Source organism: Pseudodesulfovibrio sp. S3, from assembly GCF_004025585.1.
In the GTDB taxonomy this organism is placed as follows: Bacteria; Desulfobacterota; Desulfovibrionia; order Desulfovibrionales; family Desulfovibrionaceae; genus Pseudodesulfovibrio.
Map to the genome: position 1 here is coordinate 204,680 of NZ_QTZO01000002.1, position 26,459 is coordinate 231,138.

A 26,459-nucleotide genomic window follows, 5' to 3' on the forward strand; every position below is an offset into this window, starting at 1 on the left:
GACCGGGCCGGGTCTGGGGTAAATTCCTACTGAGACTATTCTCCTTGCCACGGAGACCGACATGGAAGAAAATACACCTATGAACAACACGACGATGCTCGGCACGTACACTCTCGACGGGAATGTGCCCGTGGAACCGGAAATCGTCCTTTCGAACTGCCATGACACAGCCATGCTCGGCCAACTCGTGAGCATGTTTGAAGGCTCCCCCGACATCCGGTTCTTCCTCATTCACGAAGTGGACGAAAGCGCCATCGACTTGGCTGCGGACTTTTTTTTCCTCAAGGACAATGGGAACTGGGTGCTCGCGAACGACAACACCATGCTTGACGTTTTGTTCGACGATGCAAGCTTCACGACCGGTTCCGAGGAAACCTTCTCCCTTATCCATATGGATGACGGTTCCTACTCCATTGCCACGGATGCAGTGCATGCCGGATACACGGACCTGCCGTCCAGCGATCATCTTCTGGTTGACATGACCGAGGACGGCCTTTTCGTGGATGTGGACACGGCCCATGCAGACACCGATTCGGATTCCTTCTTCATAGATCCCTCGGTCCTGTCGGAAGGCCAAAGCGAAATCGTGCTCTCCAATTTCATCTTCGGCAGCGACCACTTGGAACTGCCCGACGGCATGTCCATCAAGGATGTGGTGGTGAACAACGATCATGATTTCACGGAAGTGATCATCGGCCAGAACGACCACATGGGCGAGGACATCGTGGTCAAGCTGCTGGGTATATCCCAGCCCGACATGCCCACGCATGACCTTGCAATCGACGCGGAAAACACCGCCGACGATCTCATCAACCACCTGATCCACTCGGGAAGGAACGTTGACTGATCTCAATTTCGACCGACCTGCATAGCACAACGGACCCAAAAAAGCCGTGCCCTATACATAGGACACGGCTTTTTTTGCGAGCCTCAGCGGGCATATCCCCGTTGCCCATATGAGATTCCACCAAGGACCGAGCCTCCCAGAGCACAATGCAACAACTTGAATCTAAATGAATTTTACTTTTTTTCGACATCGCGGCCTTACCCGAAGGCTGTGAGCGTCCGCTTCGGAGTCCCACAAAAAAAACCGTTTTCACCCATAACAGGTTTTCCTCAAAATATCATATATCAAATCAACAGTTTATACATAGACTTTGGTCTGTTTATATAGGGGAAAACTCCCTTCTGCATAATTAATTTTCAACAGATAACTGTTTAAAACATATTTCAATTGCAATATTTACCCAAGACAAGCCAATTCATGCGCCGACACCACATGGGTGTTTGAGGAGTGTTTACATGGATTATCCACACAATAACATACTAGTTTTATGACGTTTTCGCCAATTGACGATAAAATGAATTTTATGTATATAATGAAACACAGTTCGTCTCATATTTTGACACCGCTCATATTAACAATATTTAGGAGGACATTATGGCTGACCCCAAAACCCAAGCAATGCAGGTCTCCCTGCCCGGCGCAGGGAAGACACAGACGTATCAGCTCTCGGCTGACACCCCTATCCATTTTGATTTCGACTTGGCCGAAGCCGTTTTCACCGGCAAAAACGGCAATCTCGAAATCGCCATCGAAGGTGGAGGGACGGTCGTCCTCGAAGGTTACCAGGAATTGGCGGATGCCGGCACCCTGCCCATTTTTGAAATGATGAACGGTGAAGTGGTGACCGGAGACGTCTACCTCTTTGCCTTTGCCGACGTCACCGACCCCACGGCAGAAGAACTCGAAACCGCAGCCGATGGTGCTGCCTCCGGTTCAGGCGCCGGCGAATACAGCGACGACGCAGGTTCCCTGGGCGATGGGCTTGACGCTCTCGGTGGACAGGATGATGCCTACGGTCCGCACGGCGCCCCCACTATTTCCGGTATTTTGGGCAACATCGCCCCCGTAGCTACCGACGACTTTGCCGAAATCGAAGAAGCGGGCGACCCAGACGGAGTCTACGGCAAGCACGCAATGTTCGTGCAAGGCTATGATGACAACCCCGAGGACTATCTCCAGGGTTGGGGAGAAGATGAAATCGACCCCGATCAGGTCACATTCCTGCCCTTGGGAGATGGTTACGGCCTCCTTCTTTACAATCCCAATCCTCCCCAAGAAACCGTGACCGAAGAAGGCAACGTAATCGATAACGATTACGATCCCGACGGCAACGACGATCTGCTTCTGATGAAGACCATCGACTATGTTGGCGAAAACCACGACGGCGTGGAGGAGCCAGGCGTCGAAGTCATCACGGACAATACCGTAATCATGGGCAAATACGGCGTTCTGGTTATCGACCCGGACGGTTCCTGGGATTACGCCCTGAACCAGGAATGGGCCGATGAGCTCAATGAAGGCGAGTCCTTCGATGAGGTCTTCAACTACACCATCGTTGACGGGGAAGGCGCCGAAAGCAACCTGGCAAGCCTGACCATCACGGTCTTCGGTTCCAACGACATGCCCGTTGCCGTGGACGACTTCAACGTCCAGGCCGTCGAATACGGCGACTCCACCGATTACGGCCTGTACGCCGATGTGGACGATGCCGAATCCGGCAACGTGATCGTGCACGACGAAGACCACCAAGATTACACCGGCAAAGAATTGATCGGCACGCCCAAACAAAGCGCGTTGTTTGATGGCGATAACGACGAACCTAATGGCGAACCTGACGACGAACCCGACAACGTCTTTGTTCGGGTTACCGGCAACGTGCTCGCCGGAGATGCAGCCGGCGGCGGCACTGACAGCGACCCGGATTCCGGGGATCTTCCCGACGGTCAGACCACCTTCGTGCTCGGTGTCTACTCTCACGCCACCATGGATCTTGCCTACGAAGTCCCGGTTGAAGGCAACACCGGCGAACCCTTCGACTTCAAGGCCATGCACCCTGACCAGACCTTTGACATCGCCACGCTCCCGGACGGCCTGGACACCTCGTACACGGTTCACGGCGAGTTCGGCTACCTGACCGTCGAGGCAGACGGCGATTACTTCTATACCTTGTATACGCCCAGAGACGAAGAGGGTTACGAAAACCTCAACGCCCTGAACTATGACAACCCCGGCACCGACGAGTTCACCTATGCTATCATGGACGACTCCGGCGCGTTCAGCTACGCCAACCTCACCTTCACGGTGAACGGCGCCAACGACGCTCCCGAGGCCTTCTCCAACGAAAACAGCGTCATCGAATTCGGCGAAGAACACATCCTGGCCGGCCTGACCGAAGAGGATTACACGGGAGGCACCGCCACCGGCAACGTCATTACCGACGAAAACAGCGAAGGCATGACCGATACCGATGTGGACAACGACGATGTGACCGGCATCTTTGTCGAATCCATCTCCCACGGCGAAGTAACCGAGACCGTATACAACTACGACGGCGACACCACCGATTACGTCACCATCGACGGCGACTACGGTACCCTGAAGATCTGGGAAGACGGAACCTACGAATACCAGGTGAACAACGACAACCTGGACGTTCAGGGCCTCAACTACCAAGACACCCTGACCGAGACCTTCACCTACGTCACCACCAACAAATACGAAGACGGCGTCAACAGCGAAGACGCCTCTTCCGAGCCCGCCACCCTGACCATCACCATCAACGGCACCAACGATGCTCCCATCGGCGTCGACGACGTTCCCACCGAGGTCTTTGTCGACGACTGGTCCGGCGCCATCGCACTGGATTCCGGAGACGGTTACTCCATCGGCGGCATGACCTTCACGGCCTCCATCGAGGGCCATGAAGCAACCCTGTCCGTCACCTCCCAGGGACTCGGCGTTTCCAGCTGGCTCTTGGACGATCCCGCCATCGACGGTGCCCTCGGCGACGAGTCCGTCAGGATCGACTTCGACAGCGCCATGAGCAGCGTTGAGATCGAACTCAGCGGCTTCCATCCCACCTCCCCCGGCTATGACGATGCCAAGGCGACCATGTACGATGCCGATGGCAACGAACTCGGCTCCGTTACCCTTGGCGACGACAACCAGGACACCGGAAGCACCCTGAGCCTCTCCTCAGAAAACGGCAACATCGCCTACGTGATCATCGAAACCGCCGGCGACGCCAATGACGACTTCTACATCGAGTCTGTCAAGGCCACTCCCGCTGACCCGGGCGAAGGCGGCGTAGTTGCAGTTGAGAACATTACTGAAAGTGACGCCTTACACGACGGTTCCTATATCACCCAGGGTGCGGTCCATGTTGGCGGCAACGTGCTTGCCAACGATTGGGACTACGACAACGTGGACTACCCCGAGACCGGCTACCCGGACGGCTCGACCGAACTGTCCGTCACCGGCGTCAACGCCGGAGTGGTAGCTGATTACCATGATGTGGACGACAACGTATCCGGCAGCACTGCCACGACCATCGTGGGCACCTACGGCACCCTGACCATCGGCGCCGACGGCCAATACACCTACACCCCGGACCAGCTCGCCGCCCAGCAGCTCAATGTCGACGATCTGATGCCGGAAGTATTCACCTACACCGTCCAGGATCCCTACGGCGTAGAGCGCTCCGCCACCCTGACCATTCAGGTTCAGGGCACCAACGACGGTCCCGAAGCTCACAACGACTACAGCAACCTTGCCACGGAAGCGGGCGACCGCTACGGCGATGCCGACATCCCGGCCATCGATGTTTCCGGCAACGTGCTCCTCAACGACAGGGACGTCGACAACACGGACTACTCCGACAGCTCCGACCCGGCCGAGATTCAACTGACCGTGTCCAAAGCGTTCAGCTGGTACAACGGCGACCTGGACGATCTGGCCGACGACGGCGGGACTTCGGTTCTGGAAGGTCGCTGGGGCACCCTGACCATCAATGCTGACGGTTCCTACACCTACGAGGTGGATGCGGATAAAACTCAGGGCCTCGACGAAGGCAGCGTAGTCCGCGACGTGTTCTCCTACGAAGTCACCGACCAGGGCGGAAAGAGCGACATCGCCCAGTTGACCTTCGATGTGAACGGCACCAACGACAACCCCAATGCTGTCGACAACTCCAACGTGGTTGTTGAACTCGGAGACGGCCCGACCGAAGGCCCCACGTTCGGTCCCCTCTCCGACGACACAGCTCGGGGCAATGTGAAATTGAATGACAGCGATGATGACGACTGGAATTACCAGCTCACGATCAACGGCATCGCCAAGGGTGACCTGGACGACGACGTGGCAGCCAACTATGACGCCGACGACTTCACAGGTATCGGTGGAATGCCCACGACCATCGCTGGCGAATGGGGAACCCTGACCATCAACCAGTATGGCCAGTACCAATACACCCTGAATGAAGGAGCGACCGACCCGCTGGATACCGACGATGTCGAACACGACACCTTCACCTACCGCGTTATTGACGACAACGGCGACTTCGACCTGGCCACTCTGACCTTCACAGTCTATGGCAACAACGACGCACCGGTAGCAGTTGACGATTACGTCAGCGAATACATGCAGGTAACCAACGCGTTCGAAGCGACCGGCGTCGATGTGGATGGAGCCCAACAGCTCATCTCCATGGACGGCATTACGGTCACGGCATACGTGGACAATGATCACAAGCCTTGGAACAACGGAGACCATCGTCATCCCGATCTGACCACAAAGACCCTGAACGGTTACACCGGCATCGGCGTGAGCTCGGACAAGGACATTGATTCCGGCGAAGTCGACCTCACCAAAAAGGGTGAAGACGAATACCTGGTCGTTTCAATGGACAACCCCGCCGAGTCCGTCACCATCGAACTGGGCGCGCTCTTTGCCAACTCCGGCTACGATGGAGGCAGGACCGAATACGCCCAGGCCACTGCCTGGGGCCGCAACGCCAACAACCAGTTGGTCAAGCTCGGCACCGTGAACGTCTCGGGGGACTCCGACGGCCTGGTCGAATTCACCATGGAAGGCTACGACTTCGACATCGAACGAATCGTCCTCCAGCCGGTGACCAACTATGCCGGCAAGAACGGCAACAACTCCGACTTCGTGCTCGTCTCGGTCGAAGCCTCGTCCCATACCGCAATTGACGAAGGCCAGACTGAACCTGTGATCATCAAGATCGCGGACATCCTTGCTAACGACTACGATGTGGATGCACTCGACACCGTCAGCTTCGCTGGTCTCGTAGCAGGCAGCGAAAATGGCGGATGGGCTGAAGTCGTTGGCGATGAAATCTGGTTCCACGTGGATGCAGACACCAACATGAACAACGGCGCGACAGACTTCGAGTACAGCGTCACTGACGGCGACCGCACCAGCACGGCCACTGTGCATCTGGAAGTCAATCCCACCAATGATGCTCCGACGGCAGAGACCTTCGCGGTCGAAACCAACGAAGATAACGCCATCTCCATCGATGTGCTGGCCCATGCAGCCGATGTCGATCTGGCCGACAATCCGGGCGCCGGAGATGTCCTGTCCATCGACGGCATCACTGACCCGGCTCACGGTACCGTTGAAATCGTCAACGGCGAGGTTCTGTACACGCCCAACGCTGACTACTACGGTCCCGACTCCTTCACCTACACCATTATCGACGGTCAGGGCGGTTCGGTCACCGAGACTGTCAACGTGACGGTCAACCCCCTGAACGATGCCCCCATAGGCATCGACGACGTGGGTCCCGGCATATTCGTCACGGACTCTGACACACCTGTTGACCACTACGGTTGGACCGCTGGCAACCTTGTCAATGCCGACTTCTCGGGTAGACACCTGGTTGATGGCAATCAGCAAAGCATCCACCTCAACGGGGTGACCGTCGTAGGACACTCGGATGCGTTCTTCGGATTTGACCTTGAGCATGAAGACCAGGGTATCGGCATCGATTCAAAGATCCTGTGGCCATGGCCAAACGACACAGACGAAGTGGACAACAAGTACAATGAGTCCATGGACCTCAACTTCGACAACGACCTCTTCTCCGTGGCACTGAACCTCGGCGAAATCACCAACGGTGAATCCGTCCGCATAACCATCAATTATGCTGACGGCACTCAAGGCACCCAAACCGTCGGACACACTTCAGCCAACGGCGACACGTCGTCCGTAACGCTGGGTCTCAACGCCTCTGGATCACCCATCCGGTCCATCAATCTGGCACCGGGCAACAACGGGAGCTCCTTCACCCTCGAGCAGTTGGCAATGACCGCAGCTGCATGGGGTATAACCAGCACGACCTATGAAGACGGCTTCACAGTCTCTGGTCCCGTTGAAGGCAACGTCCTCGGCAACGACATCGATGTGGACGACGTTGACCTGGATGTCAGCGCCATCCATGGCTTTGGCGGCGACGGCACCTTCGATGCAACCACCGGAGAATTCACCGTATACGGTGAACATGGAAGCACCCTGGTCATCAATGCCGAAACCGGTCACTACGAGTATACGCCCGGCGATCTCGACGGCGTCAGCGAGAGCTACACCGACACATTCACCTACACGGTGACTGATGGGCATAACGCCGACCAGGGCGTGTCCCCGGCAACTGCGACCCTCGAAATCCCCGTGCACGTCAATGCCAACATTGTTGACAGCCTTGACGACGGCGGAACCACCATGACCGGCACCGCTGGTGAAGATGTCATCTACATCCACCAAGATGCGACCATGGTCGATCTGTCCGACGGCGGAGCGGATACGGTTATCGTTGATCCGGATTACATCAACGGCAGTGGTCAGAGCGTGACCATCCAAGGTTTCGACACCGACGACACCCTGATCCTGAGCGACCTGCTCGGCGAGTCGGTCACTTTCGACTCATACTCGGAAGGCGACCTGACCCTGACCGTCACTGACAGCAGCGGGACTGAGCAAGCAACGATCATCATCGACAACTATGTGCTTAACGGTGCTGATCCGAGTGCCTTCGTTGGCCACTCCGTGGATATCGGAAGCAACCACGAATCCATCGACAGCTTGATCCAGCACATCCTCGATTCGCCTGACAACATCTAACCAACACTCAAACCAGGACCCGGCCAAAATGGCCGGGTCCTTTTTTGTTACTGGACAATAGATATTTATATAGATATACGTGCACATGAATTGATTTTGTCATGGCAGACAGGGGCTTCTGATCAGCAGGATTTGCAGCCCGAAATCAAATGATGCGATCATCGTGATCCACTAACCGATACTGTCGCCCCGGCTCCACCAATGGGGCATAGTTTACTGATTTATTTCTGGATTTTTTCTAGATAAAAAAATAACCGTTCGCAGCTTGAATAATGTGTTCTTTTTACATGACCGGTTCTTGACATATATTAATATATACAGCTATAAAGCCACAAGTAAGCACTTTTAAAACCCAGAACGGGGTCTAGCATGAAAAAATTTGTTCTCGCACTCATTGTTTTGTCCATTCTGTTTTCGGTGCCCGCCTTCGCCGACAACGGAACCACGACGCTGAAAGACAGCGTGGTTGCTGCCGTCAAGCAGCACCCGCAAATCAAATCCCTGCTCTACAACAGGGACGCCGTGTCCAAGGCGAAACTTTCCGCACTGGGTCGCTTCTTCCCCTCGCTGGATCTGGCAGGTGAAGTCGGTTATCAGGAGTACAGCAGCGCAGCCACCCGCGCCGATAGTACCGACACGCACACCAGGACCCCCACGGACGTCAGCCTGACCCTGACACAACCAATTTTTGACGGTTTTGACCGTTGGGAAGACTTCAAGCGTGAAGGTGCCCGCCTGACCTCCGCTGAAGGCCGTCTCATCGACAACGTGGAAACCGTTGCCCTGGACGCCATCCGCGCCCATGTGGACGTGGTCCGCATCCGCAGGCTCGTAGCCCTGGCCGGTGACAACATCACCGCCCACCAGTCTCTCCTCGATTCCATCACCGAACGCGTTGAAGGCGGAGCCGGTAACCGCGCTGATGAGATGCAGGCCAAAGGCCGCGTCGCCAGAGCCGAAACCACTCTTGTCAACTACGTCGGCGAGTTGCGCACCGCAGAAGCCGAATACATCCGCACCGTGGGTGTCACCCCGGAAGTGCTTGGCGAGCCTGACTACAATCCGAGCTATATCCCCGGCACACCTGACCAGATTCTTGCCCTGACTCTTGAGAACAACCCCAAGATCGCTGTCTACAAGGCCGAGATCGAAGTGGCTGAACGCACCAAGGGTCAGCTCATGTCCACCATGTACCCCCAGGTTGATGCCTACATTTCTTCCCGTCACACCGACAACCTCGACGGCGTAGACTCCTGGGTACAGAACAACAAGGCCATGCTCAGCGCCAACTGGAACCTGATCAACGGCGGCAGTGACTACAACGATGTTCGCACTGCGGCTGCCCGCATCAACGAGGCACAGGCTGACCTGCAGGACACCACAGACGACCTTATTCGTCAGGTTGCCTCTGCCTGGGCCGAATACGAATCCAGCATCGGCCAGATCGAAAAGTACCAGGAAGCCTTACAGTACAGCCTGGAGTCCTTGGACATGTACCTGATGCAGTTCAATGTGGGCCAGCGCTCTCTGCTGGACGTGCTCGACGCCACCAACGAGGTGTTCAGCAACAAGGTGCAGCTTGAGACCGCAACCAGCAACCGCAACTACACCCTTTACAAGTTCCTGGCTCTTGAAGGCCAAATCATGAAGACCATGGAAATTGCTTCCTCGACCTATGAAGAGATGCCTGAAGGCCAATAGTACACGGTAATAGCGAGAACATTCAGGAGCGCGACCAATGGTCGCGCTCCTTTTTTAATGCCTTTCGGGTAGTCAACCAACCTGTTCCCAATTGCCCTCTCTCCCCTTGAGATGGAATGCCATCACCGCTCTTCCTTTCATCAGGGCAAGCCACTGGCCCTTCTCAAGACTGGATACTCCATCATGGATGAACCAGAGTTCATCATGTTCCGAGATGTATCGTGAACAACCGTGAAAGAACTGATGGATACCCCCCTCTCAGAGCCAAAGCCTTCTCCATGCTGAATCGAGAGACAAGAGCATCCTGCCCACTCCGTTGGCTGGCATCCGTCCATAGCTCGAAGCATCGACTCATTGTTTGAGCCATGCCAAGTGGACAAGATCAATGACCTAGACAAAAAAGATGGTCCCGGCGCTGACGCGCCGGGACCATTGCAACCAGATGGATGAAAGGCCTTAGTCCTTGGTGCTGAGCAACCGCTCGCCCGCCGGTGTCGTAATGACATTGGCCAGGGCCGCCACCACGGCGCTATCGAACTTGGAGGACTCACTGGACAGGATATCCAGGGCCTGCTGCGGTTCTTTGGCTCCACGATATGCACGGGGGCGGATCATGGCACAGAACACGTTGAGCACCGAAAGGATGCGCGCAAGCATGATTATGTCGTTTTCCTTGATCTTCTTGGGATATCCCGTGCCGTCCAGACGTTCGTTCATCTGGTAGATGGCCGTGAGCACTCCCTCGGCAATATCGATATCCTTGAGAATTCTGTAGGCGTGTTCCACGTGCTCTTCCATGGTCGCCATTTCCTCATCCGTCAATTTGCCGGGCTTGGTCAGAATTTCGTTGGGAACGAACATCTTGCCTATCTGTGACAAGTTTGCCGCAGTCTCGATTTCAGCAATGTCCATTTCCGACAGATGCATGGCCTTGGCCACTTCCACGGACAACCCGGCCAGCAACTTGGTATGACCACCCAGATACGGATCCGCTGCTTCAATAGTGCTGCCTAAGGCTTCCATGGCGTTCTTGATCAGTCGCTTGTTCTTTTCCTGTGCGGCAACAAACTCGGTGATGTCGCGGTATACTTCGACAATACCCTCACAAACTCCGGCCGCATTGCAGTACGGCGATTTGGATATCTGAAACTGATGCCGCTGGGAGCGAAGGAAAATGGGTTCGCTGATGGTCTCCTTGCGATTCTCGCGGATAACCACATCATCAATGGAGCCAAGCCGCTTGGCGGTATCAAAACCAAACACGGCAGCAGCATCCATACCGATAAGTTCTTCCTTGGGCCGACTGGCAGCGGCAGCAAAGGCGTCATTGACATAAGTGAATTTCCCCTGAGTATCCTTCAGGGTAATGAATTCGTCGATATTGGCATTGATGGAATCGATGAACCGCTTCTGGTCATCGATCTGCGAAGCCAGCGCCTTGAACTCACCGGCAATACGCTGGCTTTGCACGCCTGTCAGAATCCACCATGCCAATCCGGCAATCAGGAACGCTGTCAGGATGCCCAGTCCCGCAACGATATACACGGTCCGATTGAATTCCTCGACGGGGTTCATCGCTGCGTCATAATCAATTTCCTGGACCAGCCACCAAGCAGGACCGGGGATTCTGATACCCAGGGAAAAGACTTTCTCAGTATCATCGGCGATGCTCGGCCTGACGCCGAAAAGAAGATGGCCATCTTCAGCGAACTTGAGGGGTGAGGTGACATCAATAAAGCCGTCAGCCGTCCAGGGAGTGACTTCCCGATACACAGGACCGATCTTCTGCATCAGTCGGGTTTTTTCGCCCCTGACAGCCAAGGGGGAATTGGAAAGTAGCTCAGTGATCTCTCCTGAGACCTGCCGAGTCATCATCAAAGCTCCCACAGCCCCTTCACGAGGCCCTTCTTCAGTCCCGCCAACGGCATCCGGCGGATAGATGGGCACGAACACGTCCATCTCCAAACCCTGAGCCGTTTTGCGCAACGCCGAATACTGCGGACTGTTTTCCATGATGGCCGCCGTGGCAGAAGCCTGCTGGTCCTCGTTCATGGGGGGCAGGTGGCCGTCGGTGGCAATGTAGGCCTCTCCTTTCTTGTTCAGGATACGCGCATTCAGGAAACCCGCATACGTGGAAAATTCCCTGAGCATGTTCTCCATCATGGGGAGCTGTTCGGCCAGGACTTCACCGTCTTCCTGAAGTGCATCCTCCGAACGAATGGCCCCGAAAAGAGAAGAGAGATCCTCGCCATAGGCGTCAATCTCGGCGGCATACAAACGGAAGAGATCGGACTTGATGAGCCGGTCCCCCTGTTGGGACAGATTGACCAGCCAGGCACCGATGACCTCGACCCGTCCCTGGGTCAATAATTGAAAACGTTTATGCTGGTTTTCCAGCATCCCGGATTCCTTATCACTCACCGCCTTGTTGGCGAGAAGCAGGATACCAACCGAGATGACCAGCACAAAAGCCAGGACAACAGCGATTTTGACGCCCTGCCCTGCCCCCCCAATGGACTTGGGGACCTCGGATGCGGTTTGTGAATGTTGTTCAGCCATGACGATTCTCCATCTGGTTTATGGTGTCGCCCGCCAAGGAGCAGGCGTGCCTCATTTCTTTGCCTTCGCGTAGGTGGACTTCTTCTTCGGAGCCACATGCATCCACCGGAACTCTTCGTTCACGGAGTACTGCGGGATATAATGCTTATATTTTTCATGGGACAGGACCATTATGGTCTGGTTGTCGAGAATGTAGATGTCGTCGGCTGTGAATACCGCCAGAATGGCGTGCCCAATGCCGCGTATACCGTCCTTGACGGCCACGATACGCATTTGATCGCCGGAAAACCCCACTTCCTGCAGGGCATAGAACTTGGCTATGGCGTAGTCCTCGCAGTCCCCGGACTTCTTGAGAAACTCCCAGGGCGTAGCCCAGTATTCACTGACGCCCCAATTGGCCTTATCCAGTCGATACGGCCATTTGTTGAAAAACTTGGTCACGGCCTTGAGCTTATCGATGTCGGGCTTGTCTTTGATCTGGCTCTTCAGCGTATACCAACCGGACTTGGAGGGGTGAGAGGCCGTGGCCGCATCCTGAAAGTACCCCTTCCACGCCTTCATCTTGTCGAGAACACGCGTCCATTTGGGCAATTTCTGAATCTTGCCCTTGAATTCCATGGTCCCGAGCAACTGCCGCTGTTTTTCGCCAGCTGCCAGGGCTATGCCATCCCTCCCGAAGGGTGCGAGGATACAGGCCGTGCAAAGCACGGTCAGGATCACGGCATATATACCTCGCAACGGGGTCATGCTTGTTTCATCGCTCCCTGAGCGCGTTCTGCTTTGCCTTGAGAATCGGCTTGAGCAAATAATCCAGGACCGATTTTTCGCCTGTCAGGACGTCCACGGTTGCGGTCATGCCCGGAATAATGGGCAGATGCTGACCTTGATACAGAATGGAATTCTCCTTGGTGCGCACCTTGACCAGGTAGTAATTCTCTTTCTTCTCATTCTCGATGGTATCTGCCGAGATGTTCTCCACTGTTCCCTCGAGCCCTCCATAGATGGAGAAATCGTAGGCCGTGACCTTGACCTTGGCTTTTTGACCAGGATGGAGGAATGCGATGTCCGACGGCTTGATTTCGGCCTCCACCAGAAGCGTATCGTCCAGGGGGACGACCTCCATGATGGACTCGCCCGGCCTGACAACACCACCCAGGGTATTGACCATGATATGCTTGACGATGCCTCTTACCGGCGATCTGACGTCGGTACGGGTTACCCGGTCACCGCCCGAGCTCAGGTTCTCCATGAGGGACTTGAGTTCCTGCCTGCGTTCGTTGATCTCTTCCAGGGCATTGGTACGATATTCGGCCTTGGCCTGATCAATGCGGCCCTGGGCTTCCTTGGCGGCCCGCCTTACGCGGGGAATGCCCAGCGACAATGCTTCCACATCGCCCTTGAGCTGCACCACGGTCTGTTCCAGGCGCAGGTAATCCAGCTCGGAATGAATTTGTTTTTCCACCAGGGGCTTGGCAATATTGCGCTGCTTCTCGGCCACTTCCAGGCTTTGCTGAAGCTGACGCCTGCGGCCGATCATTTCGTTAATTTCCTGCTGGCGCTGCTCGAACTGATCTTCCAACATGCCTATTTCAATGGCCATTTTGTTCTGTTGAGCCTTGTATATCCGCAATTGGTCCTCTGCCAGTTGGGGAGCCTCTTTCATGACTTCCTCCGGAAAGACCGGCTCACCGGTAACATCAGCCTCAGCCAAAAGCCGGGCGATGGCCGCCTTGTGTTCCAGGGCCTTGCTGAAGGCGTCCCGGTAGTAACTGGCGGCCTGTTCGTTGCTCAATCTGGCCAGGATGTCGCCTTTTTCCACGGTTTGTCCTTCCTGTACGAACAGTTCGTTCAGGATACCGCCTTCCAGGTTCTGGATCTCCTGAATGCGTTGGGACGGTATAACCCGTCCCATCCCGCGCGTAGTCTCGTCCAGGACCGCGAAATGCGCCCAGATTATAAAGAAGACGATCAGCAACAATATGGCCGTGGACATGAGGTAGGCGAGTTTATGACCCTTGCCGTACATGGCCTGGTCCACCTCGCTCATGAAAAGCAGCGTTTCTCTATCGTATTTATTACTTTTACTCATGACGTCCTCACAGGGAAACCTTGATTTGCCCGGACCGAAGTCCATCCAGTACAGCCTGCTTCGGCCCGTCCACAACGATCTTTCCCCGATCCATGATCACCAACCTGTCCACAAGATCGAGCATGGAATGTCGGTGGGTTATGACGATAAGGGTCTTGTCCGCGACATATGTTTTGAGCCGCTCCTTGAGCCGGAATTCCGACTGGTTGTCCATATTGCTGGACGGTTCGTCCATGATCAGGATTTCCGGGTCGGGCAGCACGGCGCGGGCAATGGTCACGGCCTGACGCTGGCCGCCTGACAGCGAGGTTCCCCGCTCGCCGACCATCATGCCGAACCCTGCCGGATGATCTTTGACAAAGTCGTTGACTCCGGCAATCTCGGCCGCCGCATTGATGGACTGGTCGTCCGCCTCGGGCAGACCGAAGGCGATATTGTCTTTGAGCGTTCCGTAAAACAACAGACTGTCCTGCGATATGTAGCCCACCTTCCTGCGAAGATCGGCCACGTCCATCTGCCTGAGATCAATGTCACCCACCTGGACCGAGCCCTGCACGGGCTGATACAGACCGACGCACAGCTTGCCGAGCGTGGTCTTGCCTGCGCCGGTACGGCCGACGATGCCCACCTTTTCCCCGGGACTGAGCTTCAAGTTCACCTCGTGCAAAACGGCCTTGTCCGTTCCTGGGTAGCTGAAGGCCACGTTGGTCAGGGTCACGGACGGCTCGATGGTGCCATAGTGGAAGGCCTCCTTTTCTTCAGGCCGCTCCGAGGGCATCTCCATGAGCATGTCCAGGGCGTTGAGGGCCATGCGGGACTGCTGGAAGCGGGACAGAAGACCGGCGACCGCGCTCAGGGGGGCCATGGCCCGGCCTGACAGGATATTACAGGCGATCAGCGCGCCCACCGTCAATTCTCCCTTGGAAATGAGGTACACGCCGGTGATGACCACGGCCACGGACACCATCTGGGTAATGAACACCGAGAAGGATATGGAGATGTTGGCCATTGTCTTGGCGCGGCTGTTGGATTGAGCGGACATGCCGACCACGTTCTCCCAACGGGCCTGCATACGCCCTTCGGCCATGCTGGTCTTGATGGTTTCCAGCCCCTGGACGATTTCAAACAGCAGCGCGTGCTTCTGGGTGGATTCCTTGTAATGGTTCTCGATGATATGCTGAAAGGGAATCTGAAGCAGTACGCCGACCAGGATGACCACAGGCACAGCAACGAATATCGGATAGGCAATAGGGCCGCCTATGAAGTAGATGATCACGATGAACAAGAGCAGAAACGGCATGTCGATGAGGGCCACCAGCGACGATGAACCGAAGAATTCCCGCAACGACTCGAACTCGCGAATATTGTTGGCAACGGCACCCGCGGATTCCGGCATATGATCCAGCCGTGCGGACATGAGGTGGCTCATGATCTTGGAACCGATAAGCACATCGGCGTTGCGCCCGGCCACGTCCACGAAATAGCTGCGCAGGTTCTTGAGCAGGAAATCGAAGATGTAGGCGATAGCAATACCGATGGCCAACGCCCAGAGCGTGTCCACGGCGTTGTTGGGAATGACCCTGTCATAGACGTTCATCACGAAAAGGGGCGAGGCAATGATGATGATGTTGGTCATGATGCTCGCGCCGATGACATGCTTGTATATGGGCCAGAACTTACCGAGCACGCCCCAGAACCATTGCTTGGTCTTGATGAGCTTCAGTTCGCTGGCCCGCTTGTCCAGCTTGGACTTGCGGTGACACAGGATGGCGTATCCGGTGTATTCCTCCTCAAGTTTGCCGAGGGGCATTTCCATCTCGTCCATTCCATGCCCCGGAACCATGACCCGTGCGGTGTCCTGGTTCGAGTCGATGAGTACGCAGGCATTGCCGCCCCGAAGCAGCAGGATGCACGGCATGACCAGCTTGGTGATACCCCGGAGATTCGCACGGTACACGGTTTTGGCGGTAATGCCGATGCGTTCGGCCGACCGCACGATGGAGGCTGCGGTGATGACGCCCTCCTGCTGCGGAATACCGGCCTTGAGTGTGGCCGAGGAAACCGGCTTGCCCAGCAACCGGCTGATGATGGAAAGACAGATGACCAGAGGCGGCTGAAAATCGATATCCTTGGGAGTGAGCCGATCATCCGTCTCCACTCTGACCGGCTGCTGCATTCCGGGCATGCCGGGCAGTCCGGCCAACCCGGAAGGCATCTGGCCGGATTGCGGCATCTGACCGGGCTGCGAAGGCTGGCCGGGTTGCGGCGGCTGGCCAGGTTGCGGCGGCTGGCCAGGTTGCGGCGGCTGGCCGGGCGTGGATGCAGCACCGGAATTCGCGGGAGCTTGACCGGGAGCGGCTGGGGTGCCGGGAGTTACAGGGGCCTTGCCGGAGGTGGCGGGAGATTCGGGCTTTGCGGGAACCTTGCCTGGGGTGGCGGGAGATTCGGTTTTGTCGGGGGCCTTGCCTGGCGCTGTGGAAAGTGGCGCTTTTCCAGGGGCCTTGCCGGAGCTTCCCTTTGCCGTCGACAGAGGCGCCTTTTTGGCGACAGAATCTCCGATCAGCCTAGTATCCGTTTGCGTCGGTTTTGCAGCCGCAGGGGAACCGTTGGCCTTGACCGACTTAGGTTCCGACTTGCCTGCCGCCGACTTTGGACCAGCCAAAGACGATGTCTTGACACCGGTTTTCTTATCGGATGCGGGTTTGGAAGCGGATCGAAGTGCTGATGTTTTCTCGGAAGGCATAGATTTCACTTGGATGAAGATTAGTATTTTCGCGGACAGGCTCCAACAAGTACAGCCGCCGTACACTACTTATTATATTCGTTACACAATCTTTACTCTAAGGCCGATTTTGTCAAGCCCCAAATAGATTATCCCTGCTATCTCGACATGTTTGGAGGCTCTTCCGAGCCACTGATTCACGCGAAAAAATCGATTCCACGTCATCATCGCCCCTCACTTCCCGACCGTCACACAGATTTTGCCCAGAGCTTCCCCTTTTTCCCAATATCGGTGTGCCTGTTCTATGTCGCGAAAGTTGAAACGACGCTCGTCAATGAGAACGGCCAGGGCGTCTTCGTCCACCAGCGCACTCAGATTGCTCAGAATCTCACCATGCAGGCTCCGGCCCAAGCCGGTGATCATAGGCAGGAGCATGAAGACTACGTGCAGGGACAGACTCTTGGCGTGCAACGGGCTCAGGTCGTGGGTGGACCGGGTCACGGTGGAGACCACCTGACCGCCCGTGCGCGCTGCGGCAAAGGATTGGTCAAGGGTCACCCCGCCGACAGTATCGAAAACCACGTCGAAACCGACCCCGGCAGTGAATTCATCGACATACCGAGGCACATCCATCGCTCTATAATCAATGGGAATTCCTCCGAGGGCTTCAACCACGGCCGCCTTGTCCGGAGAGGACACCGTTGCAAAGACTTCGGCTCCGACGTGCGTGCCGAGTTGGACCGCCATGTGCCCCACGCCACCGGCCCCACCGTGAACCAACAGCCGCTGCCCCCGGCTGACGGACGCCTTGCCGAAAAGGGCCAGCCATGCCGTGATGGCGACCAGGGGCATGGCGGCTGCGTCCTCCAGTTCCATGCATTCAGGGGCACGAGCAAGGAGTCGCTGGTCCGCCACCATATACTCTGCAAGGGCACCGGGCAGCCCTTTCAGTCCACCGGCACAACCGAACACGCGTTCGCCCGCACGAAAACGGGAAGCACCCTGTCCCAACGCCTCGACCGTCCCGGAGACATCCATGCCCAGCAAGGCAGGCAGTTCGGGCGCAAAGGGCAAGGCCTGGCCCAGCGTTACGATCTTGTTGTCTATGGGATTGAGACTGGTCCCGGCCACCTTGATCAGAACCTCGCCCGGTCCCGGCTCAGGACATGGAACTTCGTGTTCAGCGAACGCATAGTCCGCACCGTACCTTTCCAGCAGCATGGCTTTCATCGGATCCCCCCCCTCTTCCGGCCATTATACCGCCATATCCGCATCGTGTACAGCGCAGGGGCACCTTGGATGATGACTTCCCGGTGAAAATAAGTGGACCTATCCGAACGGGTCGGTCATCATGAACGGATGGAAACACGCGCAAAAAGATCCTCCCTCACCCAACCGCCGGTCCTGCCCATGACCCGGACGGAAATGGACGCACTGGGCTGGGTTGAACTGGACATCCTCCTGGTCACCGGCGACGGCTATGTGGACCACCCCTCTTTCGGCGCAGCCCTGCTCGGACGCTGGCTGGTGCACCACGGTTTCCGAACGGGCATATGCGCCCAACCCGCCTGGGACAAGCCCGACGACATCGTTCGCATGGGCCGCCCCCGCCTGTTCGCAGGCGTCACTGCCGGGTCGCTGGACTCCATGCTCGCCCACTATACCGCCTTTCGCAAGAAACGGTCGGACGACGCCTACACGCCGGGCGGCATGGCCGGTGCCAGGCCGAACCGGGCCTGCATCAGCTACACCAACGCGGTGCAACGCGCCTTTCCCGGCCTGCCCGTGATCCTGGGCGGCATCGAGGCATCGCTCAGGCGTGTCTCGCACTATGATTTCTGGTCCGATTCGGTCCGCCGGTCCGTGCTTCTGGACGCCAAGGCCACGGCCATCACCTACGGCATGGCCGAAAATTCCATCGTCACCCTGGCCGAGACCCTCGAAACCATCCTCCTTGAGACCGGAGAGATCGACCTCAAGGCATTGCGCCCCCAACTGGCCCCTCTCCCCGGCCTGGTCGTGGCCGGTTCCGCAGATGATATCCCCGCAGACACGGACGTGATCCGACTGCCTTCCCATGAAGCCATCCTGGATGATCCAAAGCAACTCATCGAGGCCACCAAGCTCCTGGAACGGCAGGTCCACCAGAACAAGGCCACTGTGGTTCAGGAAACCGCCGGTAGACTGGTCATGGTCACCCCGCCCGGACCACTGCTCGATACCAACGGACTGGACGAACTGGCCGGACTCCCTTTTTCTCGGCTGGCCCACCCGGCCTACAAACAGCGCATAGCGGCCGCGGACATGATCCAGACCAGCGTGACCACCCATCGGGGCTGTTCAGGCGGCTGTTCGTTCTGCACCCTGGCCCTGCATCAGGGCCGGACCGTCCGCTCGCGAAGCAAGGCATCCGTCCTCAAGGAAGTGCGGGCCGTCACCGAGGTCAAGGGCTGGACCGGCTCCATATCGGACGTTGGCGGGCCCAGCGCCAACATGTGGGGTGCGCACTGCGCCGCCGATCAGGCCCAATGCGAAAGGGCAAGCTGCCTGACGCCGCGCATCTGCAAGCACTACCGCGTGGCCCAAAAGGATTTCGTCAACCTGCTCCGGGCGGTCTCGGACGTGCAGTCGGTGAAACACGTCCGAGTGGCCTCGGGCTGGCGCATCGACCTGGCCCTGACCGACATGCAGGCCCTGACCACCATGATCCGCGAATTCGTGGGCGGACAGGCCAAGGTAGCCCCCGAGCACCAGGTGGATCATGTGCTCAAGCTCATGCGCAAACCCGGTTTCAGCACCTTCGAGCAGTTCCTCGACCTCTTTGACAAGGAGTCGAAAAAAGCAGGCAAAAAGCAGTACGTCATCCCCTATCTCATGTCCGCCTTCCCCGGCTGCACAGAAGACGACATGCGCGCCCTGAGCCGTTGGCTGACTGCCCAGGGGTGGAAGCCGGAACAGGTGCAATGTTTCATCCCGCTGCCCGGAACAGCGGCCGCGGCCATGTTTCACGCCGAAACAGACATGCAGGGCAACCCCATTTACGTTGCCAAGACCGATGCCGAACGTTTGCGCCAACACGCCATTCTCATGCCGAACACGGGCAAGCCCCCCAGAGGACACTCCCCAAACCACGGCAGACCCAAAGGGAAAAAGCCGTCCGGCCCCCCCTCCCGCGCACGACGCCGCTAGCCCGAACACGGCCCTCAATATTCCAGATATGTATATCCGCCTTCAGCAAATCACGTTTTTGTAATATCTTATCTTCCATTTCGTATCCTCTGACAGGCAAAGAACCTAGGTTTTACGCCACATTTCACGCATGGCACCGTGCTTGCTAACAAAGGTCATGCATTCGAACGTCCACGGATTGAAACTATCGGCCCTGTTGGCCATCTGCCAGGTCATCGATCGAGCCATGGACCTTGTGTCCGCCTTGGACGGTGTTCTGCAAATCCTGTCCGAACAGCTCTCCATGCAGCGGGCCACGGTCACCCTGTTCGACCCGGAAACCGGGCAACTGTCCATCAATGCCTCCTACGGCCTGAACACGGAAGAGAAACAGCGCGGCGTGTACCGGCTGGACGAAGGCGTCACCGGCCGCATCTTCCAGACCGGCGAACCGTATTACGTCCCGGACATCGACAAGGAACCGCTTTTTCTGGACAAGACCGGGTCCCGCCGCGTGAAGCGCGGCATGATATCGTTCATAGGCGTGCCCATCGTCCTGCACGGCGACCCCATCGGGGTCCTCAACGTGGACCGGTTGTTCGAGGACGAGGTCAGCTTTGATGAGGACGTGGATTTTCTCAAGGTGGTGGCCACCCTGATCGGGCAGTTCATCAGCCTGAACGAGAAGATCAAGGCCCGCGAGGCCGCCCTCAAGAGGGAGAACACCTCCCTGAAATACCAGATTTCCAAGAATTCCAAAGGGCCGTATATCGTGGGGTACAGCGCGGCCATGGTCGAAGTGCAGCGGCAGATGGAAAAGGTCTCTCCCACACGGGCCACGGTCCTGCTGCTGGGCGAATCCGGTGTGGGCAAGACGCTGATCGCCCGCATCATCCACGAACTTTCCGAACGAAAGGGCAACCCGTTCATCAAGATCAACTGCGCCTCCATCCCCAGCAACCTCTTGGAATCAGAACTCTTCGGCCATGAGAAAGGCGCATTCACCGGAGCAACCGGCACCAGGCCCGGCCGGTTCGAGGAAGCGGACACAGGCACCATCTTTCTGGACGAGATCGGCGAGTTGCCCATGGAGCTGCAGGCAAAACTCCTGCGCGTACTCCAGGACAAGGAACTGGAGCGGCTCGGCTCCAACCGCACCCGGACCATCGACGTACGTATCCTCGCCGCCACCAACAGGGACCTCGGCCACCTGGTGGAACGAGGCAGGTTCCGCCTGGACCTTTACTACCGCCTCAACGTCTTTCCTGTACGCGTGCCCCCACTGCGCGAACGCAAGGAGGACATCACCGGATTGCTCAACCATTTTCTCAGCAAAATGGCCGAGGACTACGGACGCAATATCCACCTCACATCCACGGCCCTGGACGCCCTCATCCGTTACGACTGGCCCGGCAACGTGCGCGAAATGCAAAACCTTATCGAACGGTTGGTAATCATGTCCGAAGAGGACCGTATCAGCCTGGAATTCCTGAAGTCCTACCTCACTCCCGGCCAGACCGCCGCAGTCCAGGAAGCCCTTCCCCTGTCGGAGAACGTGCCGTGTCATGCCTCGCTCAAGGAATTCGAGCGCAACGAGGTCATGGCCGCCCTGGAACGCAACGGCTGGATCCAGTACAAGGCAGCCGTGGCACTCGGACTCTCGGCACGCCAGATGGGATACCGGGTCAAGAAATACGGCTTGGAATCCATGATTGCCGACGGCAGGGCCAAGCTGCGACGCATCAAAGAGACGCAAATATAATTTCCCGGCACTCTACCTCCCCCACACAAGACACCCCCCGTCAGACATTCTGGCGGGGGGTGTCGGGTTTGCTTGGTTTGAACCGCTATTCGACCGGACCAAGGGTGCGCACCGAGGCAATTCGCTCCCAGTCGTAATAGGTGTTGACGTTCATGCCCGCCTTGACGCAGGTGACGCGAACGAATTCCTCACCCAGAAACAGGACGGCAGATTCGTACACCTCGCCCTCGTTGACCTGGATTTTCACGTCCTTGCGGAGCTTGCGGGACATGGTTCCCTGCACCGGCTTGGACGCGTACTCGAACACTTTTTCCAATGTCGCCTTGTTCATGCATCCTCCTATGGGGGTATACTGTTATATTAGTGACGAAACATGCTTTTCATCCGGCAACGGCGATCAACCGCAGCCGGCACCGCCGCCGGAACAGGCGCTTCCGATACCGCAGCGCCGGACCTTGAGCGCATTGATGTCGCCGCCTTCAAATACATAGCGAAGGGCATCCTCGATGAATCCATCCACCACATGCGGCTTGACCGAGTGTTCCTCGAGCAGCATCCTCGGCGTCTCGCCGATGGCGGCGCAAAGCACGGCGCGACAATCCTTGAGGGTTGAGGCCAATTCAGACCAGCGCTGGGGGCCGCACCCGGCATTGGGCGCCTGTCGTTCTTCGATCATGCGGAAACCGCCGGTTTCGGACTCGCCCCATATCTCGAAGGATTTTGCCTCGCCGAGGTGCTGGTTGACCAGCAAGCCCTCACGGGTGGCCACGGCAACATAGGGACGCGCCATTTCCGCGCTGAGCGGCCTGAGTTTGGAACACGCCTGAAGGGTGCCGCACAGGGCAGCGGACTGGTCGTTGCCGAGCAGGCCGACGGCGTCGGCTCGACACCGTTTGCAATGGGTCATCTGGTTGATGAAGACGCCCGCTTCCTTGCGCAGGGGCACCACGGTCTCGCTCCCCGGCTCCGGGAGATGGGAAAACGGGGTGTCGGCCGTGGGCTTGACCGGGATCATGTTCTGGATATCGGCGCCGAGCGAGGCGCACACCCGGGCCACTTCCACGATATGATGGTCGTTGATGCCGGGGAGGATGATGGAGTTGACCTTGACGGTGATACCGCGCTCCTTGAGTCCCTTGATGGCCTTGAGCTGGCGGTCCAGCAGGATCTCCGCGCCCTTCTCGCCCCGGTAGACCACGTTCCCGTCCTTGACCCAGGCATAGATCTTGGCGCCGATGGCCGGGTCCACGGCGGAAATGGTGATGGTCACGTGGGACACGCCCAATTCGGCGATGTCGTCCAGGTACGGCAGGATGCCCATGCCGTTGCTGGACAGGCAGAACAGCAGTTCGGGATGCTGCTCATTCAGGAGGCGCATGGTCTCAAGGGTTTCCGCCGGGTTGGCAAAGGGATCGCCCGGACCGGCGATGCCGGCCACGGTGATGCGCGGTTCCTTTTCCAGCACCGCCTTCATGTATTCGGCGGCCTGAAAAGGCTTGAGGACGCCACTGGTCACGCCGGGACGGGACTCGTTCACGCAGTCGTATTTGCGGTTGCAATAGTTGCACTGGATATTGCACTTGGGTGCCACGGGCAGATGCACGCGGCCGCAACTGCCTGCGGTTTCCTTGTTGAAACAGGGGTGCCTGGTGGTATCCTTCATGGTCATTTCACTACCCTCCGGGGCTATATGTAACCGTAGCCGATGCTACTATCCGCTTGCTTCTTCTCGATGACGGCGTTTACAACCCGATCGAACAGTGTCTGTGCGCCCCTGTAGCCAAGGTGGTGAATCCGCTGGCCGCCGAAACGGTCGTGGATCGGAAAACCCACGCGAATCAGGGGAATGCCCCACGCCTTGGCATAGCGGTATCCCTTGGAATGCCCGATGAGCAGATCGGGCTTGAGCGATGCCGCCTCTTCGGAGATATCGAAGAAATCCACCCCTTCACGCACTTCCGGTGCCATGCGGGCCACACCGTTCGTAACCTGGGCAATGGCCGCGTCCAGCCCCTTCTTGCGGGAGCCGGTCCCGGCCAGGACCACGTCCACCCCGATCTCGGACAGAAAGGCGCACAGCCCGGTGACCAGATCTTCCTCGCCGTAGACAACGGCCCGCTTGCCGAACACGTACTTGTGGCCGTCCACGTAGGCATCCACCAACCGGCCGCGCTCAAGTTCGTAGCGACGGGGCATGGGCTTGCCGGATATGGTTTCCAGGGTCTCGAACAGCCGGTCCGATTCACGCAGCCCCATGGGCAGGCCGATGCGGTGATTCTTGACGCCAAAGGTCTTTTCCAGGCTGGTGCCGCCCGTGGCCTTGGGCAGGCAGCGACCGAATTCTATGGTCCCGCGCGCCCCGGACATCTCCTTGATCTCCGCGACAGGCGTGCCGCCGGAAGGTATCTTCACATAGTCTTCCAGGGCCGGACCATCCAGGGTCTCGGAGATGTCGGGCAAAATGGTGGCATGGATGCCGAAGTCCCGGCAGATGTCCTTGAGATGCCGGACGTCCTCGCAGGAGACCATGTTGGGCAGGATGTTCACCCGCCCGGTGTCGGCCGACCTGGTCGTGCAAAGCTGCTCCACCAGGGAGCGCACCGCGCCGTGCCAGCCGTCGGTGTGGGTGCCGCTGAAGCTGGGAGTGGACACCTCCACCAGATCAGGCAGATCCAGGTCGCCGAATTCACTCCTGAATTCCTTGAGATTCCTGGGCACGTCGTCGCCGATGGTCTCGGTCAGGCAGGTGGTGGCCACGCCGATCAGGGAAGGTTCGTACTTCTTCATGACATTGAGGATGCCCTTCTTGAGATTCGGGCCGCCGCCGTAAATGGCGTTCTTCTCACCCAGGGCCGAAGAAGCGATGTCCACAGGCTCCCGGAAATGGGAGATGATGTAACGCCGCATGTAGGTGGCGCATCCCTGGGAACCGTGCAGGAAGGGAATGGCTCCCTCCACCCCCCTGAAGGCCAGTGATGCGCCCAGTGGAGTACACAGCTTGCAGGCATTGGTGGTGGAGACGTAATTGGGCTTCACCTTCTTGATGGATACGGGCTTACTCATTGACGGCCTCCTTCTTGGCAGCGGCCATGCGGTTGGCGCGGCGCGGAGCGAACTGCCAGACCGGGGACATGACCGAAGAGTGGATTTCACGGGCGAAATTGAGCATGCCCACGAATCCTTCAAGGGCTTCCTTGCGCTCATGGTTGTGGTCGCAGAACCCCACCCCGAGCTTGAAGGCGATGGGACGTTCCTTGACTCCGCCCACAAAGACGTCCACGTCCTTTTCCTTGATGAAATGGGACAATTCAAGCGGGTTGGCGTCGTCGATGATGACCGTACCGGGGTCGGTGATCTGCTCCAGTTCGGCGTAGTCCTCCTTGGTCCCGGTCTGGGAACCGACCATGACCACCTCCATGCCGAGATGACGGAATGCCTTGACCAGGGAAAACGCCTTGAAGGAGCCGCCCACGTACATGGCGACCCTCTTGCCCTCCAGGTCCTCCCGATACCGGGCCAGTTCGGGCATGAGCTTCTGAAGCTCCTCACGCACCAAAACCCTGGTCCGGTCCACTATGCCGGGGTCCTTGTCCTTGAAGAAATCGGCCACCTGATAGAGGGCGTCGGCCATATCCTCGATGCCGAGGTAGGAGACCCGCATATACGGGGTGCCGTATTCCTCTTCCATCATCCTGGCCAGATCCAGGGTCGCGCCCGAACACTGAACCAGGTTCAGGGCCGCGCCATGACACCGGCCGATGTCAGCGACCCGGCCATCGCCGGTGACGTTGGCCACGATCTGGACGCCCATCCTCTCGAAGTATTCGCGGATGATCCAGATTTCTCCGGCCAGGTTGAAGTCGCCGAAGATGTTGATGGAAAGGGGCGAAATCCCGGAGGTGTCGCCGGTGCCGATGAGCTTGAACATGGCCTTGCACGCGGCCAGGTATCCGGCCCGCTTGTTGCCCTTGAAACCCTCGGACATGACCGGCAGCACCGGAATGCCCTTTTTCTCGGTCATCTTGCGGCAGACCGCTTCCATGTCGTCGCCGATGAGTCCCACGATGCATGTGGAATAGACAAAGGCGGCCTTGGGCGAATGACGGTCGATGAGCTCATCCAGGGCGGCTTCGAGTTTCCTCTCGCCGCCGAAGATGACATCGGTTTCCTGGAGGTCCGTGGAAAAGGAGAGCCGGAACAGCTCGGGGCCGCTCGAAAGCGAACCGCGAATATCCCAGGTATAGACCGCACAGCCGATGGGGCCGTGCACCAGATGCAGGGCGTCGGATATGGGATAGAGGACCACGCGGGAGCCGCAGAACACGCAGGCTCGCTGGCTGACCGCGCCCGCCAGGGAATCCCGGTTGCAGGCGATGTCGATGGCGCCCTCTCCGGTCCTGTGGATCTGGTCTTTTCTTTCATCTAATATGGTACTCATGTCTCCCCCTATAGGTTCAGGGTAGAATTATTA

14 protein-coding genes are annotated in these 26,459 nt (G+C 57.7%); 5 read left to right on the forward strand and 9 right to left on the reverse strand.

Annotated elements, in window-relative coordinates; translation table 11 throughout:
• Positions 1 to 79: 79 nt before the first annotated feature.
• From DWB63_RS02745 to DWB63_RS02755, 3 genes are all read left to right on the forward strand, one after another.
• Positions 80 to 847, forward strand: coding sequence for a hypothetical protein (locus tag DWB63_RS02745; RefSeq protein WP_164879765.1), 768 nt, complete (start codon positions 80 to 82; stop codon positions 845 to 847).
• Positions 848 to 1,441: 594 nt separating this feature from the next.
• Positions 1,442 to 7,987: an Ig-like domain-containing protein gene (locus DWB63_RS02750; RefSeq protein WP_128327280.1), complete on the forward strand. Its 6,546-nt coding sequence runs from the start codon at positions 1,442 to 1,444 to the stop codon at positions 7,985 to 7,987.
• Between the two features lie 369 nt (positions 7,988 to 8,356).
• Complete coding sequence (locus DWB63_RS02755; protein WP_128327281.1) at positions 8,357 to 9,688, forward strand: TolC family outer membrane protein; 1,332 nt, start codon at positions 8,357 to 8,359, stop codon at positions 9,686 to 9,688.
• A 456-nt stretch (positions 9,689 to 10,144) separates the two neighbouring features.
• Here DWB63_RS02755 and DWB63_RS02760 read toward each other — a convergent pair whose 3' ends face one another.
• The 5 genes from DWB63_RS02760 to DWB63_RS02780 all read right to left on the reverse strand — a co-directional run bounded on the left by DWB63_RS02760 (position 10,145) and on the right by DWB63_RS02780 (position 18,288).
• A complete protein-coding gene (locus DWB63_RS02760; RefSeq protein ID WP_128327282.1) occupies positions 10,145 to 12,247 on the reverse strand; it encodes an HD domain-containing phosphohydrolase in 2,103 nt (700 codons plus the stop codon).
• Positions 12,248 to 12,298: 51 nt separating this feature from the next.
• Entirely contained in the window at positions 12,299 to 12,994 is a 696-nt protein-coding gene (locus DWB63_RS02765) for a transglutaminase-like cysteine peptidase (protein WP_128327283.1), read from the reverse strand.
• Positions 12,995 to 13,001: 7 nt separating this feature from the next.
• The gene (locus DWB63_RS02770; RefSeq protein ID WP_128327284.1) at positions 13,002 to 14,336 is read right to left on the reverse strand and encodes an HlyD family type I secretion periplasmic adaptor subunit; all 1,335 of its coding nucleotides are present in this window, start codon (positions 14,334 to 14,336) and stop codon (positions 13,002 to 13,004) included.
• Between the two features lie 7 nt (positions 14,337 to 14,343).
• Positions 14,344 to 16,998, reverse strand: a complete 2,655-nt coding sequence (locus DWB63_RS02775; protein ID WP_241648576.1) for a type I secretion system permease/ATPase — start codon at positions 16,996 to 16,998, stop codon at positions 14,344 to 14,346.
• Between the two features lie 294 nt (positions 16,999 to 17,292).
• Positions 17,293 to 18,288: a zinc-binding dehydrogenase gene (locus DWB63_RS02780; protein WP_128327285.1), complete on the reverse strand. Its 996-nt coding sequence runs from the start codon at positions 18,286 to 18,288 to the stop codon at positions 17,293 to 17,295.
• Between the two features lie 129 nt (positions 18,289 to 18,417).
• Here DWB63_RS02780 and DWB63_RS02785 point away from each other — a divergent pair, with 129 nt between their 5' ends.
• Together DWB63_RS02785 and DWB63_RS02790 are read left to right on the forward strand one after the other, a co-directional pair.
• Entirely contained in the window at positions 18,418 to 20,247 is a 1,830-nt protein-coding gene (locus DWB63_RS02785; protein WP_128327286.1) for a YgiQ family radical SAM protein, read from the forward strand.
• A gap of 157 nt (positions 20,248 to 20,404) precedes the next feature.
• Positions 20,405 to 21,988: a sigma 54-interacting transcriptional regulator gene (locus tag DWB63_RS02790; protein WP_128327287.1), complete on the forward strand. Its 1,584-nt coding sequence runs from the start codon at positions 20,405 to 20,407 to the stop codon at positions 21,986 to 21,988.
• A gap of 85 nt (positions 21,989 to 22,073) precedes the next feature.
• Here the strand turns inward: DWB63_RS02790 and DWB63_RS02795 are convergent, their stop codons facing one another.
• The 4 genes from DWB63_RS02795 to nifE form a co-directional block, all read right to left on the reverse strand.
• Positions 22,074 to 22,319, reverse strand: a complete 246-nt coding sequence (locus tag DWB63_RS02795; RefSeq protein WP_128327288.1) for a hypothetical protein — start codon at positions 22,317 to 22,319, stop codon at positions 22,074 to 22,076.
• A 66-nt stretch (positions 22,320 to 22,385) separates the two neighbouring features.
• Positions 22,386 to 23,657 carry a radical SAM protein gene (locus DWB63_RS02800; protein ID WP_128327289.1) on the reverse strand — a complete coding sequence of 424 codons (1,272 nt, stop codon included), beginning with the start codon at positions 23,655 to 23,657 and terminating at the stop codon, positions 22,386 to 22,388.
• A gap of 17 nt (positions 23,658 to 23,674) precedes the next feature.
• Positions 23,675 to 25,051 (reverse strand): nitrogenase component 1, encoded by a 1,377-nt coding sequence (locus tag DWB63_RS02805; RefSeq protein ID WP_128327290.1) that lies wholly within the window; start codon positions 25,049 to 25,051, stop codon positions 23,675 to 23,677.
• The gene (gene nifE / locus DWB63_RS02810; protein WP_128327291.1) at positions 25,044 to 26,426 is read right to left on the reverse strand and encodes a nitrogenase iron-molybdenum cofactor biosynthesis protein NifE; all 1,383 of its coding nucleotides are present in this window, start codon (positions 26,424 to 26,426) and stop codon (positions 25,044 to 25,046) included. The genes DWB63_RS02805 and nifE overlap by 8 nt, the downstream gene beginning before the upstream one ends.
• Between the last annotated feature and the right edge of the window lie 33 nt (positions 26,427 to 26,459).

What these genes read in the sequence shown, in the direction of transcription:
- DWB63_RS02750 (WP_128327280.1), top strand. Translation starts at nt 1,442, where the DNA reads ATGGCTGACCCCAAAACCCAAGCAATGCAGGTCTCCCTGCCCGGCGCA.
- DWB63_RS02795 (WP_128327288.1), bottom strand. Translation starts at nt 22,319, where the DNA reads ATGAACAAGGCGACATTGGAAAAAGTGTTCGAGTACGCGTCCAAGCCG.
- DWB63_RS02805 (WP_128327290.1), bottom strand. Translation starts at nt 25,051, where the DNA reads ATGAGTAAGCCCGTATCCATCAAGAAGGTGAAGCCCAATTACGTCTCC.
- DWB63_RS02770 (WP_128327284.1), bottom strand. Translation starts at nt 14,336, where the DNA reads ATGAGTAAAAGTAATAAATACGATAGAGAAACGCTGCTTTTCATGAGC.
- DWB63_RS02785 (WP_128327286.1), top strand. Translation starts at nt 18,418, where the DNA reads ATGGAAACACGCGCAAAAAGATCCTCCCTCACCCAACCGCCGGTCCTG.
- DWB63_RS02780 (WP_128327285.1), bottom strand. Translation starts at nt 18,288, where the DNA reads ATGAAAGCCATGCTGCTGGAAAGGTACGGTGCGGACTATGCGTTCGCT.
- DWB63_RS02790 (WP_128327287.1), top strand. Translation starts at nt 20,405, where the DNA reads ATGCATTCGAACGTCCACGGATTGAAACTATCGGCCCTGTTGGCCATC.
- DWB63_RS02765 (WP_128327283.1), bottom strand. Translation starts at nt 12,994, where the DNA reads ATGACCCCGTTGCGAGGTATATATGCCGTGATCCTGACCGTGCTTTGC.
- DWB63_RS02745 (WP_164879765.1), top strand. Translation starts at nt 80, where the DNA reads ATGAACAACACGACGATGCTCGGCACGTACACTCTCGACGGGAATGTG.
- DWB63_RS02755 (WP_128327281.1), top strand. Translation starts at nt 8,357, where the DNA reads ATGAAAAAATTTGTTCTCGCACTCATTGTTTTGTCCATTCTGTTTTCG.
- DWB63_RS02760 (WP_128327282.1), bottom strand. Translation starts at nt 12,247, where the DNA reads ATGGCTGAACAACATTCACAAACCGCATCCGAGGTCCCCAAGTCCATT.
- DWB63_RS02800 (WP_128327289.1), bottom strand. Translation starts at nt 23,657, where the DNA reads ATGACCATGAAGGATACCACCAGGCACCCCTGTTTCAACAAGGAAACC.
- nifE (WP_128327291.1), bottom strand. Translation starts at nt 26,426, where the DNA reads ATGAGTACCATATTAGATGAAAGAAAAGACCAGATCCACAGGACCGGA.